General features: G+C 44.0%; 19 protein-coding genes. 12 read left to right on the top strand and 7 right to left on the bottom strand.

The window, feature by feature from the left end:
- From ACFSB2_RS02220 to ACFSB2_RS02195, 6 genes are all read left to right on the top strand, one after another.
- The coding region (locus ACFSB2_RS02220) for a hypothetical protein (protein WP_377940958.1) at positions 1-202 on the top strand (202 nt) is incomplete at its 5' end.
- An 85-nt stretch (positions 203-287) separates the two neighbouring features.
- Entirely contained in the window at positions 288-1,466 is a 1,179-nt protein-coding gene (locus ACFSB2_RS02215; RefSeq protein WP_377940957.1) for a hypothetical protein, read from the top strand.
- A 319-nt stretch (positions 1,467-1,785) separates the two neighbouring features.
- Positions 1,786-2,301, top strand: coding sequence for an NUDIX domain-containing protein (locus ACFSB2_RS02210; RefSeq protein WP_377940956.1), 516 nt, complete (start codon positions 1,786-1,788; stop codon positions 2,299-2,301).
- A 286-nt stretch (positions 2,302-2,587) separates the two neighbouring features.
- Positions 2,588-2,863: a BrnT family toxin gene (locus ACFSB2_RS02205; RefSeq protein ID WP_377940955.1), complete on the top strand. Its 276-nt coding sequence runs from the start codon at positions 2,588-2,590 to the stop codon at positions 2,861-2,863.
- Positions 2,863-3,168, top strand: coding sequence for a CopG family antitoxin (locus tag ACFSB2_RS02200; protein WP_377940954.1), 306 nt, complete (start codon positions 2,863-2,865; stop codon positions 3,166-3,168). The genes ACFSB2_RS02205 and ACFSB2_RS02200 overlap by 1 nt, the downstream gene beginning before the upstream one ends.
- Positions 3,169-3,301: 133 nt before the next feature.
- Complete coding sequence (locus ACFSB2_RS02195) at positions 3,302-3,427, top strand: hypothetical protein (protein WP_377940959.1); 126 nt, start codon at positions 3,302-3,304, stop codon at positions 3,425-3,427.
- A gap of 452 nt (positions 3,428-3,879) precedes the next feature.
- Here ACFSB2_RS02195 and ACFSB2_RS02190 read toward each other — a convergent pair whose 3' ends face one another.
- The 4 genes from ACFSB2_RS02190 to ACFSB2_RS02175 form a co-directional block, all read right to left on the bottom strand.
- Positions 3,880-4,146: a hypothetical protein gene (locus ACFSB2_RS02190; RefSeq protein WP_377940953.1), complete on the bottom strand. Its 267-nt coding sequence runs from the start codon at positions 4,144-4,146 to the stop codon at positions 3,880-3,882.
- Positions 4,147-4,414: 268 nt separating this feature from the next.
- Positions 4,415-4,723 carry a type II toxin-antitoxin system RelE/ParE family toxin gene (locus ACFSB2_RS02185; RefSeq protein ID WP_377940952.1) on the bottom strand — a complete coding sequence of 103 codons (309 nt, stop codon included), beginning with the start codon at positions 4,721-4,723 and terminating at the stop codon, positions 4,415-4,417.
- Positions 4,720-5,133, bottom strand: coding sequence for an AbrB/MazE/SpoVT family DNA-binding domain-containing protein (locus ACFSB2_RS02180; RefSeq protein ID WP_377940951.1), 414 nt, complete (start codon positions 5,131-5,133; stop codon positions 4,720-4,722). The genes ACFSB2_RS02185 and ACFSB2_RS02180 overlap by 4 nt, the downstream gene beginning before the upstream one ends.
- A gap of 506 nt (positions 5,134-5,639) precedes the next feature.
- Entirely contained in the window at positions 5,640-6,002 is a 363-nt protein-coding gene (locus ACFSB2_RS02175) for a type II toxin-antitoxin system HicB family antitoxin (RefSeq protein ID WP_377940950.1), read from the bottom strand.
- 475 nt (positions 6,003-6,477) lie between these two features.
- Here ACFSB2_RS02175 and ACFSB2_RS02170 point away from each other — a divergent pair, with 475 nt between their 5' ends.
- From ACFSB2_RS02170 to ACFSB2_RS02160, 3 genes are all read left to right on the top strand, one after another.
- Positions 6,478-6,870 carry a hypothetical protein gene (locus ACFSB2_RS02170; RefSeq protein ID WP_377940949.1) on the top strand — a complete coding sequence of 131 codons (393 nt, stop codon included), beginning with the start codon at positions 6,478-6,480 and terminating at the stop codon, positions 6,868-6,870.
- A gap of 76 nt (positions 6,871-6,946) precedes the next feature.
- Positions 6,947-7,198: a hypothetical protein gene (locus tag ACFSB2_RS02165; RefSeq protein WP_377940947.1), complete on the top strand. Its 252-nt coding sequence runs from the start codon at positions 6,947-6,949 to the stop codon at positions 7,196-7,198.
- A gap of 1,589 nt (positions 7,199-8,787) precedes the next feature.
- A complete protein-coding gene (locus tag ACFSB2_RS02160; protein WP_377940944.1) occupies positions 8,788-9,354 on the top strand; it encodes a helix-turn-helix domain-containing protein in 567 nt (188 codons plus the stop codon).
- 382 nt (positions 9,355-9,736) lie between these two features.
- On the opposite strand, the gene ACFSB2_RS02155 is transcribed toward ACFSB2_RS02160, so the two are convergent.
- The 3 genes from ACFSB2_RS02155 to ACFSB2_RS02145 form a co-directional block, all read right to left on the bottom strand.
- The gene (locus ACFSB2_RS02155) at positions 9,737-10,306 is read right to left on the bottom strand and encodes a site-specific integrase (RefSeq protein ID WP_377940943.1); all 570 of its coding nucleotides are present in this window, start codon (positions 10,304-10,306) and stop codon (positions 9,737-9,739) included.
- 207 nt (positions 10,307-10,513) lie between these two features.
- Positions 10,514-10,867 (bottom strand): hypothetical protein, encoded by a 354-nt coding sequence (locus ACFSB2_RS02150; protein ID WP_377940941.1) that lies wholly within the window; start codon positions 10,865-10,867, stop codon positions 10,514-10,516.
- Between the two features lie 2 nt (positions 10,868-10,869).
- Positions 10,870-11,151, bottom strand: coding sequence for a hypothetical protein (locus ACFSB2_RS02145; RefSeq protein WP_377940940.1), 282 nt, complete (start codon positions 11,149-11,151; stop codon positions 10,870-10,872).
- 450 nt (positions 11,152-11,601) lie between these two features.
- Here ACFSB2_RS02145 and ACFSB2_RS02140 point away from each other — a divergent pair, with 450 nt between their 5' ends.
- The 3 genes from ACFSB2_RS02140 to ACFSB2_RS02130 all read left to right on the top strand — a co-directional run bounded on the left by ACFSB2_RS02140 (position 11,602) and on the right by ACFSB2_RS02130 (position 14,243).
- On the top strand, positions 11,602-12,306 hold the full coding sequence (locus ACFSB2_RS02140; protein WP_377940939.1) for a MerR family transcriptional regulator: 705 nt from the start codon (positions 11,602-11,604) through the stop codon (positions 12,304-12,306).
- A complete protein-coding gene (locus ACFSB2_RS02135; protein ID WP_377940937.1) occupies positions 12,296-12,748 on the top strand; it encodes a toxin-antitoxin system TumE family protein in 453 nt (150 codons plus the stop codon). The genes ACFSB2_RS02140 and ACFSB2_RS02135 overlap by 11 nt, the downstream gene beginning before the upstream one ends.
- A gap of 1,252 nt (positions 12,749-14,000) precedes the next feature.
- Positions 14,001-14,243, top strand: a complete 243-nt coding sequence (locus tag ACFSB2_RS02130; RefSeq protein WP_377940935.1) for a hypothetical protein — start codon at positions 14,001-14,003, stop codon at positions 14,241-14,243.
- Positions 14,244-14,263: the final 20 nt, after the last annotated feature.

Below are 14,263 nucleotides of genomic sequence, written 5' to 3'. Positions count from 1 at the left end.
CGCCACGCGCTGTCTACCATTTCGTCTTAATTTTCCGCAAACGGTGTGGCGGTGCTATGCACAAATTGGCCGCGATTCTTTGCACTTTTCACTTGCGAAAAACAACACTACGACATCTGTAATTAGTCGAGAGATGATTCGACCAAATGCCTCTTCTGAAGTGCCTTATATCGTATCTGAAAATGACACTAAAAAACGTTAAGCAGATTTTGAACCAACCGCAACACAATCCCATGTCGCGGTTGGATATCTTTGTGAATTAATTTCAGAACATTGAGATAAAGGTGATGGATATGGATTTAACCGTGGCGAAGGTTCTTCGAGACGAGGCTATTACAGATCTCAACTGCTTAGATAAGGAATTAGACCGGGGGATTTTTAACAATCATGATGGTCGCTTGGCCACTTCGGCGGAGAAACTCTGGCGCGCTTATCAGATGGGACTTAAGGAGTCATCCGTTGTTTGGGCTTTGAAAAATGTTTGGAGCTTTACTGGCAACATGGATAGAACCACTGAGCTTTTAAAAGATTACATGACGGCAACTCCCGATCCCGAAGAGAGGTTTAGAGCGTGCCATTATCTAGTGGACACGTACGCATTGTGGGCACAGAAAGAAGGGGTCGAAACTGATACGCAAGCCGTCTCCTTTCACCGTCGATGTATTACTGAGTTTGGAAAAGAAGTGACTCCCCGGCGACGCCTTTGGTCGCTAGCCGATAGTACAATGACGCATTCTTGGCAACGAAGTGGGCAACTCAAGGACTGGCTTGAACTCAGTGTACCTTTGTATCAATCGTTGGACATTTTAAACATTGATGATGCGGACACATACAATATTGCGCTGTCATATCTATGCACTTTAAGCTGGGTGAGAGAAGATGAAGGACAAATCGATGAGTCCATTGTCTGTTATGAGGAGATTTTGTGGCTTGTCGAAAAATACGCCATAAAGTATAAATCTGGTTTTGGAGCCGCAACAGTAGCTTTCGGTAGAATGCTACGAATTTATCGGGACAGTGGGGAAGAAAGAAAACAAAATGAAACATTGAATCGACTTCTTGCGTTCTCCGATGATGTAAAGAAGTTGGCGAATGATGACGAAGGTTATGTAGATTCCTTGTATAGCGTATATCATAATCTCAGTCTATTTCTTTTAAATAACGGGTTTGGAAATGAAGCCATCAGTGCTTGTGAGAATGCGCTATCAATTCGTGAAGACGCCATGACACGTCTGTATTACGCTGGGGCCCTTTTACAAGGGCGTAACGATTATGAAGGGGCGCTTAACCAGCTTAAGAGAGCCGTTAATGACCCGCGCTCCTCAACACTTCATGCTATGGAAGAGTTTTTCTTAAGTGCCGCCTTCTTTGAACCAGTTCACAAGGATCCTGAATTTCTTGCGGTTGTTCAGGGTGCTCAGGGTAAGTTTACAAAGGTTGGTGAAAAAGGAATTACACCTAGTTAACGTAAAATTCGATATCGGACGAGGAGGAGTACCAGATGTCCAAGTGCCCAAAATGCGACAATGATACATTTGAGATGGAGAGCGTACGTGTTCTCAACGCCCCTACGGAGTTGTTTTCTGTAAAGTGTTCACATTGTGATACTGTAATTACGATGTTTCCTCCCTATCTAGATACAACTACCGGTTCAGTCGTTAGTCAACTTGAAGGTCTTTCAGGTTTATTCCGAAAAAAAGTAAAATGATAATAGTTCTGGATTCAAGGTTACGTAACATGCCTTAGCGGACTTTGACTAGAGGGGGACTGAAAGGAGAGGGTAATTTGAACTTTTGCGGTCAATGTGGGGGACCACTTCAATTAAATATAAATCCGGATGGGGCAATGAAGATTTGTCCTAAATGTAAATGGGAATGGTGGAATCCTCCGGTTCCTGTGGTAATAGCTGCTGTAAGAGATGAACAAGGCCATATTGTTTACACTCGCAATAATAAGAATTTCCCCGTTGGCGCATGGGGGCTGGTATCTGGATTCGTTGAGCAAAGGGAAACGCTTGAAGAAGCAGCTGTTCGGGAAGTCAAAGAAGAGACTGGATTAGATGTACGAGTTGTACAATATATAGGATCTTTCTTAGGGACATACAATCCAGAGCAAATTTATCTATCGTACTTATGTGAGCCAATGTCCGGGGAATTGAATGCTGGAGATGACGCGGAAGAAGTATATAAGGGACCTATAGATTTAAATCTATTTGTGCCGAACAGCGTTGCATATAAAACAGTTATCAGCCTGGTGAAAAAGATCAGGACATCGGGAATAAGCAATCATTCAAGTTTTTGAACATACCTACAGAAGAAATCCAGAATGATTGTACCAGGCGAGCTGGAAGATAAAGTACTCGGACTTTCACTTGAAAGCAACATAAATGAAATATGTTTCATTTAAAAAAACTGTGGAATCACTTGTTCGACAAGTGATTCCACAGTTTTTTGTTACTTCTTGCATTAGTCTCGAATGAAACATAAAAATAAGTTCTCCATATCTGTTGGTGTGGCTTGAATAAATTCACAAGTGTAAATACAATAATAAATACAATCGTAATATTGAACAGTGTTGGAGGTACGCCATGCCACCTCAATTTGAATTTGACTGGGATGCAGACAATGAAGAACATATTGCAAGGCATGACGTGGATCCTTACGAAGTCGAGGAAGCCATGTCCGACCCTAATCGCTTAGGTTTCGACGTGCATGATAAGGGCAAAAAGGGCGTTGTAGGACGGACTGAGGATGGACGGATGTTATTTGTCGTCTATGCAATCCGCGATGGAAAATATCGAGTAATCACAGCCAGAGACTTAACCGACCAAGAAAAACACGCTTTCCGTAGGAGGAACCGATAATGAGCATGAAGCCGATAAATAATCCGAACGAGGTTCCGCAAAACATGACGGACAAGGAATCAGCCGAGTATTGGGATACCCACGAACTAACCGAGGATTTCTTGCTGAACGCTAAACCGTTGGACGAATCGGAAATGCCGCCGAAACGGACGGACGCTAAAACAATAACGCTACGAATGGACGCGGACACGTTGGAACGCTTGCAAAAAGTCGCCGAAATGAAGCACAAAGGTTATCAGACGTTACTAAAACAATTCGTTAATGAGCGGTTGTACGAAGAAGAAAAACGGATGCACATTCTGTAACTCGAATCGCTCTGATCAACGTTCTCCATAACCGGAGAGCGTTTTTTACGTCCCGTAAACACCTTGCCCACCCTCTTTGCGAGTATCAAACGTACGTTACAAGATACGTACCAAAAAGAATGGAGGAATTATCGTGGGTGCATTTGGCGGATATACGCAATGGGCAGTCGTGTTCCTAATCATCTTTGTTCTGTTCTTCTTACTCGTTCCTGCATTTGGCGGTGGAATGGGTGGCGGCGCAGGAGTAGGAGGATATTAAAAGTCCTCTCTAACTGCGATCAACCCCACCCATCCGTTTGGACGTTAGGCCAGACGATGAGTGGTGATTGTAGATCTGGATGTTCAAATCTAAATGACTAATTCTAAGGTGACTAAATCTAAATTGTATAAATCTAAAGTGTTCAAATTATGATTTATACATTGGATGCGGTTTGTGACTACTTTGATGAGTGGGAAAAACCCCATTAACACCAACGTTTTTCCCGCCTTCGAGGAAGGGAGTCGCGGCAAAATCGTCCCGCGACTCCCTTCCTCGACCACTGTTCTCCCCACAGTAGTGGGGTTAACGGGGCGGCGAGTAAGCGTTGGTGTATGGGGTTTTAGGCTGTGTGGTTATACGTAAGGGTTAGTGATGAAATGAACAAAGATTGATGATGAGTGAGGATGAAATTCGGGTGGGTGAAAAATGGTGACCGGTAAATTACGGGGGCTTTATTCGGATATGTTTTCAGGATGATTTGCGTAAATCCAAGCGGGGCGACGAGAACGCCAGTACTTGTCTGTAGTCCACGGTTTTAACTTCTCATATTCCTCGATGTCACTCTCCAAAAACAAACGAATCTTTCCGTTCGAGACGGTCATAATGGGTTCAGGAAAGTCGGGATCAAGCTCCATTCGTCGATGAATGCCTTGGCGAGTCCAATCCCATCGAGTTTGTAAATCTGCAATGCTCAAAAGCGGAGGCAGCGTAGATGCCATTTGAGTCACTCCTTCACGAAATCCCGCTCAAAAAAAGCGAAGCGTTTCAGAGCAGGGTGCACTTACACGTTGACGTTCGTCAACGTCGTGCGAATTCCTCCTGCGTCGTTATCAAAAGCAGCGTGGTGCGGCCAAGAGATATTTGGGCCTGCCGTCCCAAACCCTGCCTGGTGGCGATTACCCCCAGATCCCCATGGAAACAGAGACACCATCGAATCGAAAAAGATGATTCAATGGTGTCTCTGTTTGGGATAACTGTATCCGTGCTTTAGCGTATGTACTTTTTAATTTCATCCCAGAAGTTTTCACGTGTTCCAGCCATATAAAGAACAACGGATTGGGGTGTTCCTTCATCATCTTCAATGATCACATAGGCAATTTCATAGCTTGTACCTTTGTACTTGATGTCATATCCCCAAAATCCCTGCAAATCACCAATTTTAGCTTGTCCACTATACGGATTCGTTAGGATATGTATTACAGCTTGCTGAAACAGATTCTTCAAAGGTTTTTCAACGATTTTCTTGATGTATCGTTCGAATGGAGGACGCTTGCTAAAGGGTAACAGGGGGATCAAGCCCCCTGTTCGCCGCTGTCGTCACTAAACAACTCAGCAAGCTGTTCTTCTGGCGCGATGCTGGGGTTCATGTCTTTTGCAGCTTGATGTGCCTCATCCAGCATTTGTTTTACGGCCGGACGAATCCCTGCACGCAGCCGGTGAAACTCCGCTAAGAGCTCATCCCCACTGTAACCTTGTTGAATCAGGTCTTTGAGGATTTCCTCTGAGAAGTCATCCCCACGTCGAACGGGACGAATGACAATTTCGTCATCCCGTAATAAACATTCCACTTCGTCATTAATCCCAAGTTCACGATAATACTGTATCGGCAATGTAATCTGACGGCCTTTAGAGACGCTGATGACTTTAGGCTTTGCATCCATATGAATTCCCTCCGATCGACGCGATTTCGTCAATAGGGTTCCCATATCGTATGCCTCCTTAAACAGAAAATGTGTTTCTTATTTACACGGATTATTAGTTTATTAGTGATCATTTTCATCATACACCGATCAGTCAAGGACATGGAAGAACGAAACGCGTGATTTGGATGGGGGTAAAATGTCCATGCAATTTGAAAAACACGTCCGCAGACGCCCATAAAGGCCCATAGGAGCGTGCTCTGGTTTTTTGGGTGTCACCTTATGTCCGAGGCATCGGAGTGTCATAGAAGGGATTCTAGGGAGGTCATTTTGCAGGTGAACTTTAACATAGGAGAATTCATTGCATTGTGTATAATTTGGATATTCCATCCAGCCTAATTCCTAGTTTGGAGCGTATATCGGCTGTATCCAAAACCCTGCCTGGTGGCTATCGCCCCCAGACCCCCATGGAAACAGAGACACCATCGAATCGAAAAAAATGATTCAATGGTGTCTCTGCTTGGGGTGACTGTTCCCGTGCTTTAGAGTAAACGGTTTACCGTGAAAATGTTTTAATTCTTTACCTTGCCTTGATCGGTTTTTCCGAGAGCGTATGCCAACAGATAAACCGCAGTTTGATTTAAGCTAACATTATCCTGTTTTGATCGTTGTTCCAGTTCTTGATGCAACATTTTAGGCAGGCGAAGCGTAAATTTTCCGCTGTAATCTTCAAGTCCTTTCGGTTTCGGGATCTCCCGTCCTAAATCTTTAGCATGTTGAATCCATGCTTCAATGGCTGACTCGACATCTCTGAGTGCTTCTTCCTGCGTTTCTCCATCGCCCATACAGCCGGGTAGATCGGGAACAGTAGCTACCCATCCACCGCCATCCTCTGAACCCATCGGTTTTAGGACAATTCCATATTTCTGATGCATGTTAATCACCTTCCCTATCCAACTGTTACATATACCGCCTTTACAGGACGGCTTTTAGGAACGGTTAGAATGTCCATCAGTGGGGGTGGGCATATGTATAGTGGCTTGAACCGGAACCAGGATTCCTACGCTGAAATCCGTATCTCTTGAGTACTTTGTCTAATTCCTCAAAGGATACGTTCCTTGGATTTTGCTTCATGCTCAACAGCAGCTTTTCAAATCGGCTCATCTCTTCACCTTATTCTTATGATACCGTATATGATACCACAATTATACTTGTCAGTAGCGGTACGAACAGAAACCACCGTAAGAGCTGCCACACGGACACGTAGTGCAGGATAAAGAGTGTCTCTCCGACACTCAAAAAGCCTTGCTATGCAAGGCTTAGTTAGAGAGATTTATTGTACTATATAGAGAGATAAGCGCAGTTTAACCCGTAAAATAGGTGTTTATTTAGAGAGATTGAGGTGTTTTTATGCCGAAGAGGAACTTTAACTTAGAACCGAGAGTGGACAAGCTGTTAGAACAATACCACGCAAAACAGAAGGCAATAAACCCTAGGATAACGCGCCAGGAAATCGTAAATGAGGCAATTAAACTATATTGCCTAATGGAGCAACGAGACACTGCAGAAGAAATGTTTGAAAAGTCGATGGAGCACCGTTTTCAGAAATATGAGAATCGGATCGCCTCCATGATTGCAGCTGTCGGTGTGGATGTAGCAATGATACTTAGTGAGACACTGGAGACGTTAGCTGCTTATGAGGAAAATAAGAACAAGGCACCAAGTGAAGTTTATTCAGAACTACGACAAGAAGGTGTCGCCCTTTTTAACCGTCATCGTTCATTTAAACTAGATAGCCTCTAAACAAATGCTCGAATTCATCAAAAGGAATCTAGAACACAAGGGAGAATCATCAAGGTGAGCAAAGGAGGGAACCATCTTGACAACGGATCTTCAGACAAGTGATAAAACTCCCCCCACAAAGCCTAAAAAGCCTAATCCTGACACCATGGGGGAATTGGCTCTTAAACAAGCCAAGTATTTTGATGTTGTGCTTACGGATGGCGAGATCTGGAATTGTAAACTACTCGAATATGGACGATACGATCTACTTGTAGAAACGGAATTAGGGAAGATTTTGATTCCAAAGCACTCTATAAAATACTTCATCGTGGAGAAAAACGAGGATTAAAACTCGCATGACTTAAAGATAAATTTATACGTTGCAGGAGTTTCCTGTGGATTGTCGAATTGGATCGATTAACTAAATATCGGACAATGCAAAAAGCCAGCAGGACTGTAGGAGATTGGACCCTCCTACTTTTCTGACCACCGACACAACCGGTATCAGGCGTATGCACGCGTCCGCTGGCATTGCTATTCTAGGGCCATTGTACCTTACGAATGCAAGTTGCAGCAACTATAAAAGTACATGACTGTACTATATATTGCTGGAAGCGGAAGCAAGCATTAACTCATGAGAAATTAGAGCCCTGTACCCCGTAAGTCGGAGGTGCAGGGCTTTTTGGTTGCCGGTCATATCGATCGTTGAGCCAAGTGTCTAGTCCAGGCGGTGGGACAAGCAGTAGGGACATGGATAAACCAGGCGTCTGAATCGAGGGCGAGCTGTAGTGGATGGTGACCACCCCGTGGGTGAAGAACAAAGGTGGAGAACGCCCGAGCAGAGGACACGGGAGGGTGGCGTTAAAGGCTAAGCCACTGCTCGCCCAGAAGAGCTACAGGTTGTAGGGTGAGACGGGAGACCGTCCGGCAAGGGACGCTAGAAGAGCGTTGGCCAACCTGTAGTGACCGTCCTGTGATACATCTGTGCCCACCACTGGAAACCGTGGAATACATAACTGATTGAACCTAGCCGGCAGAGAGTTGGCTAGGAAGCCCCAAGAGGCGTTATCAGAGGGAACAGGTGTAAGTGAGGTAGTGCAGCAAAACCAGGAGAGAGACCTGGGACACGTAAAGGCAGACCTGGGGTGTCCGTCCAAGGAGACGATAAGCGAAGAAAGGGTATCGACGACCGCCGGGGCATGGCTCCGAGGGTAGATATTCTCTGCTCTGATTTAAAGGCAGGGCAGGGGACGCTGCGCTTATCTCCTCTCAACCAAACATTCACCAAGGGTAGGTAGGAAAAAACAGAAGAGTGTGATTCGATACCTTTGTAAAGCCGCGTCAACGAGATTTGGTGTTCCTTAATTTCCCTTACATGTTCTAAAAAGATGTGAAACCCACGATAAATGCAGTGGTAGCAACGAAAAACGGGTCTATGCACATCGTGAGGTGTTATGAAACCCATGCAAAACCAGCGTGATAACGGGGTTTTTTAGATGTGCGCACATCTATTTATCCTGCGCGCGTGCAACACGCAGTGCATGGTGTTGCGATGAGTAGGTTATGGATTTGAAAGGAGTAAAAATCAATCTATCTCAATCTTTTAGGAGGATGAGTGGGAGGGGTGAGGCCGTAGGCCGAGGGGAGGAGCGAAGCGGCTTCCCCTGTATCGTGACTGTGGAGCTTGTGGTCAACCCTGCTTTTGGGTTGTCCATCAAATCCACAGTCTGTATTTAGTGATAAACAGACTAGCTTCTATACATATAGCCAATTTGTTTACTCTCATCCGGGTTCCTTTTGGGTTGTAGTTTGTGATTTTATCTGACCGTTTAACCGTCGCTTTATTTCTTTTATCAGGGACACCCTATACAATGAATAGGGTGCATGAACATGATGTTTATAGGTGTTTTACAGACTCCATATCACGAGGTGAACAGGGTGCCCAACAATGATCACTTGACTCTAAAAGAGGCTGCACAACATTTTGGTGTGTCGGTTCAGACTATTCGTAGGTGGATTAAGGACGGGAAACTAGAGGCAGAATTACAGGATAGCCCGTATGGTCGACAGTACTTTATCCCTGCTTACCAGATAAAAACCGCAGCTGAAGTTCAAGACGTGGTCAAAGTCGATCGTACAGTAGACATGGCCTCTTTAGTGCGTGTGATGGATCAGTATCTAAACGAGCGTGATCAATCGTTATTAGATGTTTTACAGTCTGTTCAATCAGATATAAGGGAGTCTATACAACGTCATGAACAACGAGAAGAGGAATTAATAAAGGAGATTAGGGTAGCGCGGGAGGAAAACAAAGAATTACGTGACTTTATTGATAATCGACTAGAGGAACAAGAACGGAAAACGGAAGAACGAGACGCGAAATTGACGGATGCACTGCGCCTAATGGAGGAGATTCGCTCTTTACAGGAACAAGCTTCGGCATTAGAGAGCCAACAATCGAAAGAGGAATCAAAACGTCGTCCATGGTGGCGGTTTGGAAGGTAACCAAGGGTCTGTCAATAATTTTGTGTAAACTTCCTGAATTAAAACTATAAAATATATTATTTAACTTATATATGGGAATTATGTGTTTTGAGGGTTGATAGCCATTAACGCCTTATATTCATCTTCTTTTTTCACATAAATCTCGTTATAGCTAATTTGCGTGTCTCTAGAAGTCCACCCACCCGACGGTCCGTTTAAATTCATTGGTTTTTTCACTGAGTATCTAACGTTACAGTCGTCTAATTTCCTGAGAATTCGAAAATAATCCTCATCATTTTGTGCTACATAGACCAGTACCTTTGGTGAAAATAAACTTTTAAAAAGCCTAATCACATTTAACACCTCGATATTTAGTATATTTGTTTCGGTGTCTTCTTGCGTCTCATAAATTCAACGTCAAATACACATCATCAAGCTGATCTTGCGTGATCCCGATATACCTAAGCGTGATGGATGGTGCTGAGTGATTCAGCAGCCTCTGTAACAGTGTAATGTCCTGCCCTTGTTTGAAGGCGTGATACGCAAATGTTTTGCGTAACGTATGTGTTCCAATGCGGTCTTTTATCCCCACCGCTTTAGCGGCCTTATTTAGGGCTTTCCAGGCTTGCACCCTCTGTATATGGGTATTTCCCTTCCGGGAGGCGAAAAGCGGCTCAGAACGTAAATATGAGGCTCGTTTTTCTAGGTACTCCTCAATGGCCTTCTTTGAATTGTTGCTGATTGGAAAAGTCTTCGTTTTTCCCGTTTTTTTCTCTCGAATCGTGATTCGATCCAGCACTTTCCCTCTCTCACTGAGAACATCTTCGATGTTCAACCGCAAAAGATCGCTCACGCGCAGCCCGCTGTTGATCCCCAACACGAACAGACAGTAATCACGCAAATTGCTTCCGCGAAGCATCAATTTCATGGCTTCAATTTTCTTTTTGTCGCGAATCGGTTCCACGAATTCCATTTAGAAACACATCCATATCGTTTAAATGATTATGTTTCATTGTAGCCTAAGCTTGAAAAACAGTACAGTACAAAAAACGCCGAAACCCCTTGTGTCACATGGGATTCCGGCGTTTTCCTGAAAGAAACACAATAGCATTGTGTTTCTTTCGTTCTTGCATTATGTCATCGTAAATGATATACAATGTGTCTCGCATATTATTTAAAACTAAAAATTAGAGCTTGAATCGGAGTCTTCTTCATTTGGATCTACATCATTCGACGATGTATTTAAGCTCTGAACACTCTCTTTCATATGACTAGTAGCGATTTTTCGATCAGAATCTCCTAAGTCTCTATTTACCATTTTGTCATGCTGACGGAGTAATTGTTGTAAAGCACCACTCTGCAAATCCTTAACTGCCCGTTCCATATTGTTAACTTCCATCTTCATCTGATTCATGACCTTATTAGCCTGGTGGTTCGATATCAATCCAAGTATGGTTAATGCTAAACCAACCAACGTCAAAAAGAGACCAAACCATGTAATCGCCGATGCCATTGATATATCAACTGTAGCCATTTTTACTCCTCCGGCCAATTTTCCCACAACCATTGATATGCGCGGTCTTTGAATCCAGAAGCTGCCCACATGTTACCGACGTCAAAGACTATTATGCTACCCTTGCCAGGTATACTTTCTACACAGCGTTTTAGTACATCTTCCGCCGAAATATCTGTTTTGATAAACCAAGTTGAATCCAAGTGATGCCACCAAGTTTTATAAGTTTTTAAGTGTTCAATAAGAGGTTTGTAGTCCTCTTCTGTGGCCTTATGAAGATCATAACTTACACACAATATCGCCATATCATGGCCTCCGTGTAACGATGTATTGCCGACATAATTCGTACGACCGAGCGTTTAAGTTCCAACAGCTGAGATGTCCGCGAGATGTTACTGCATATCATCATACAAAATATTGAATTGTTAAGACAGCTGATAACTCACGATGTGTATGTTTTTTTGCTTCCCAGTTCCAAGCGCTCGAACATAATACGACTGCCGATATTCTATATCCCCTAAAGGGTCCCCTTTCCCATGTAAAGTCTCATTGTCACTGTCGAGGTTCACTTCAGTGATAGTGGTTGTAGCAGGTGAAACAGCAAGAATATTCCACGTTTAAGGAATAGAGCCCATTTTGGTGGTCGATACTGCCCTTAGTTGCATATCGGTTCACCTCAGTTGCATAAGCATGACAATAAGGTTTTAGTTGGTTGCACTTTTGGGCACAAGCCCTTAGAATGGAGGTGACAAGAGGTGAAATGGATGATCGAGAAACTGGAACGGGATCTTGCCGTCACGGAATTGAATAATTTCGTTGATGATCTCTCAAGACGTAATCCTGAACGGGCCCGAGCCGTGTACCTTGTTTTATACAACCTTGTGCAACGGGCTACTGTAATGGAGCCCATGGAAGCACTTCATTTGAAAACAATGACAGGGGCATATGGAGAATTGGCTGCTTCTGCTCCAGTAATGCCTCCCGAGGAATTGCGTACTCGGTTGCATCAAGTTGTAACGGAAGTAGCGGACAGTGCTGCGACTACACCCGGAATGGTGTTTACAACAGGACAAGTCGCGCGCGCCTTTGGTGTGTCAATACCTGCCGTTCGCAAGTGGATACAGACTGGTCGAATTAGTCTTTCCTATCAAGAAGAGAGGAATAAAAGAGTAGTAATTCCGGCAGATGCGGTTTGGAAAACTCAAGATGGGAGAACTTTGCGTGTCGGTGATGTGGTACGCAATGCGGAACGGCGATGCCGTTCCGAAAATCGAGTCACACAAGCAGAAGAATTGGAAAATGCTCGTCAGCAGTTGATGCACTTTGAGCAGCTCTACCGTGGTAAGTACGAGAAAATTTTCGGGAATCGTCATGAGGAGACCTTGACGCCGGATGAACAACGGGATGCCGCTGAATGGCGTTTTTTGCTGAGTGCATTGGAAGAGGATCATGGCCGGTAAGAACAGTCACTGGAACAAAATTCGGAGTCGATTACAGACACCACCAGAAGAGTTTACCGACTTCGGTCTCCTCGAAGATGTCTTTTCTGGGAATCCAATTGTGTCAATCCAAAAAGGGGACGGAGGTTCGTCTTCAGAGGATTCATCCAGCCGACGCCGCACGATTAAATTCACAGACGGAAGTCGCTTACGCTGTACGGAACGGCGTGTTTTGAAGAAGTTCTTCTATCATTACCAGTGGGAAAGTGAAGATGGAACTAAGAAATTGGCGTGGGGCAGTGAGGAACATGGAGGAGATAGGCGGTATCAAACTGAAACCGAACCGTTTCATGTTCATCCGCCCAACGCCATTCATGGAATGGATCGGGCTACAAATGGGTTCCATCGGGACTTATTTGCTATCGTTGAACTCATTCAGTATGTCATCATGATGCAAAACTGAAAAAAAGGAAATTCAGATGAGGTGAATTTGACCCTCGTCTTTTTGTTTTAGTGAGTATTATAGTCATAATGAACGAGGCCGGCCTCGTTCATTATGACTACTAAAAAAGGTAAATATCTTCTGTTTCACAAAAGTGGTACGAACCTTTTGTACCTTTAGTGCGCCCTATAGCTAGGGAGGGATTATATATGGGTATTCGGGTCGAGGGGGAACCACCATATCCGACAACTCAAGAAGAACTGGATAAATACTGCAACCGTTTCATTCAAACCTTTGGGGTGCGCTAATGTTGTTGATTTACCCGAAATCGCAGCCGAACCGACAGAATTGATGGCAATGATGTCTGACTGTCACGTCGTTCTCTTAGGCACAAACCCGTTTCCTTCCCCAACCAAGGCGAGATATGCGCAGAACCTTGCTGATGTTGCTAGTACAATGGGGTTATATGCGAGATCGCGGGAGTATTATCATTGGGAAACCAATGAGCGAAAGCTAAGGCTCCTGAAGGAATTAAATGCCAAATACATGCTTAAATGGGCTTTGAGAAATTTTGTTGCTATTCGAACAGGTACTATGCCAGTCACATACGCGGATTTGAAACGGCAGCTTCTAGGAACGGAAGAGGGTTGCCTACTGGATTGGGCTGAGAATGTGACAGATTCCGATTACACAACTGCGGAAAGTCAGTTGGAAATATCAAAACGATTTAGCCTATTTGCTCAAAAATGGCTTGAGGAAAGTTCTTCAATAAGAAAAAACGGATTAAGGGAGCGTACCTAAAATAAGGCTCATGTGTCGTAGATAATTCCGATAGTAGACGTGGCACTACTCAAAAGGTGACTAAACACCTATTATCGGCCTAATAAATAGTATCGCACGGCAAACAAAGACCGGGGAGATTTCTCCTGGGTCTTTTGCTCTATCTTTGGAAACACAATAGCCTTGTGTTTCTTTCGATCTGTCGCTAACTCACCGTAAAGAATCGAAGACATGGTCGATGTGATGGAATGATATAGAACTTGGATTCCCTATAACGGACCTTTTTGGACGTACATCAAGCACCATTATTGCGCTAACGTAGCATAGCGACATAACAACTTTAGGGAAGCACATACCAAAATTAGGATGGGGAGAAGGGGGCAGACTTACTCTTCACTGCGTACAAAATGGTTGATTTTCCCTTTGATCACAGTTATGATATCGATATGATGTTTATAATGATTCACAATGATGCTTTAGAGGTGCTGTTTAAATGACAACAGAAGAATTAAAGCGTGTAAACATTCGAGTCACTCCAGAGGTTTATGAATGGTTCATGAACAAATCTAAGCGAACGGGTGTATCAATGTCTTCGTTAATGTTTCTGGCACTGGAGGCTCACGTGCAGCAGCAACTATCGCTCCCTTACACTTGTTTGTGGCAGGATGAAAGTGCAGGATGTGGCGGCGTAAAACTGCAGTTTTACGCCGCCACAAATCAAGACTTGTTTGTGTAACAAAATGGCACTTGCCAACA

This window comes from Alicyclobacillus fodiniaquatilis (assembly GCF_042678105.1).
GTDB classification, from domain to species: domain Bacteria; phylum Bacillota; class Bacilli; order Alicyclobacillales; family Alicyclobacillaceae; genus Alicyclobacillus; species Alicyclobacillus fodiniaquatilis.
The sequence above is the reverse complement of the archived record's forward strand: the minus strand, read 5'-3'. Positions and strand labels throughout refer to the sequence as shown.

Excerpts from the sequence above, each read along its gene's own strand:
- ACFSB2_RS02215 (WP_377940957.1), top strand. The coding sequence starts at position 288 with ATGGATATGGATTTAACCGTGGCGAAGGTTCTTCGAGACGAGGCTATT.
- ACFSB2_RS02205 (WP_377940955.1), top strand. The coding sequence starts at position 2,588 with ATGCCACCTCAATTTGAATTTGACTGGGATGCAGACAATGAAGAACAT.
- ACFSB2_RS02200 (WP_377940954.1), top strand. The coding sequence starts at position 2,863 with ATGAGCATGAAGCCGATAAATAATCCGAACGAGGTTCCGCAAAACATG.
- ACFSB2_RS02190 (WP_377940953.1), bottom strand. The coding sequence starts at position 4,146 with ATGGCATCTACGCTGCCTCCGCTTTTGAGCATTGCAGATTTACAAACT.
- ACFSB2_RS02180 (WP_377940951.1), bottom strand. The coding sequence starts at position 5,133 with ATGGGAACCCTATTGACGAAATCGCGTCGATCGGAGGGAATTCATATG.
- ACFSB2_RS02175 (WP_377940950.1), bottom strand. The coding sequence starts at position 6,002 with ATGCATCAGAAATATGGAATTGTCCTAAAACCGATGGGTTCAGAGGAT.
- ACFSB2_RS02170 (WP_377940949.1), top strand. The coding sequence starts at position 6,478 with ATGCCGAAGAGGAACTTTAACTTAGAACCGAGAGTGGACAAGCTGTTA.
- ACFSB2_RS02155 (WP_377940943.1), bottom strand. The coding sequence starts at position 10,306 with ATGGAATTCGTGGAACCGATTCGCGACAAAAAGAAAATTGAAGCCATG.
- ACFSB2_RS02150 (WP_377940941.1), bottom strand. The coding sequence starts at position 10,867 with ATGGCTACAGTTGATATATCAATGGCATCGGCGATTACATGGTTTGGT.
- ACFSB2_RS02145 (WP_377940940.1), bottom strand. The coding sequence starts at position 11,151 with ATGGCGATATTGTGTGTAAGTTATGATCTTCATAAGGCCACAGAAGAG.
- ACFSB2_RS02135 (WP_377940937.1), top strand. The coding sequence starts at position 12,296 with ATGGCCGGTAAGAACAGTCACTGGAACAAAATTCGGAGTCGATTACAG.
- ACFSB2_RS02130 (WP_377940935.1), top strand. The coding sequence starts at position 14,001 with ATGACAACAGAAGAATTAAAGCGTGTAAACATTCGAGTCACTCCAGAG.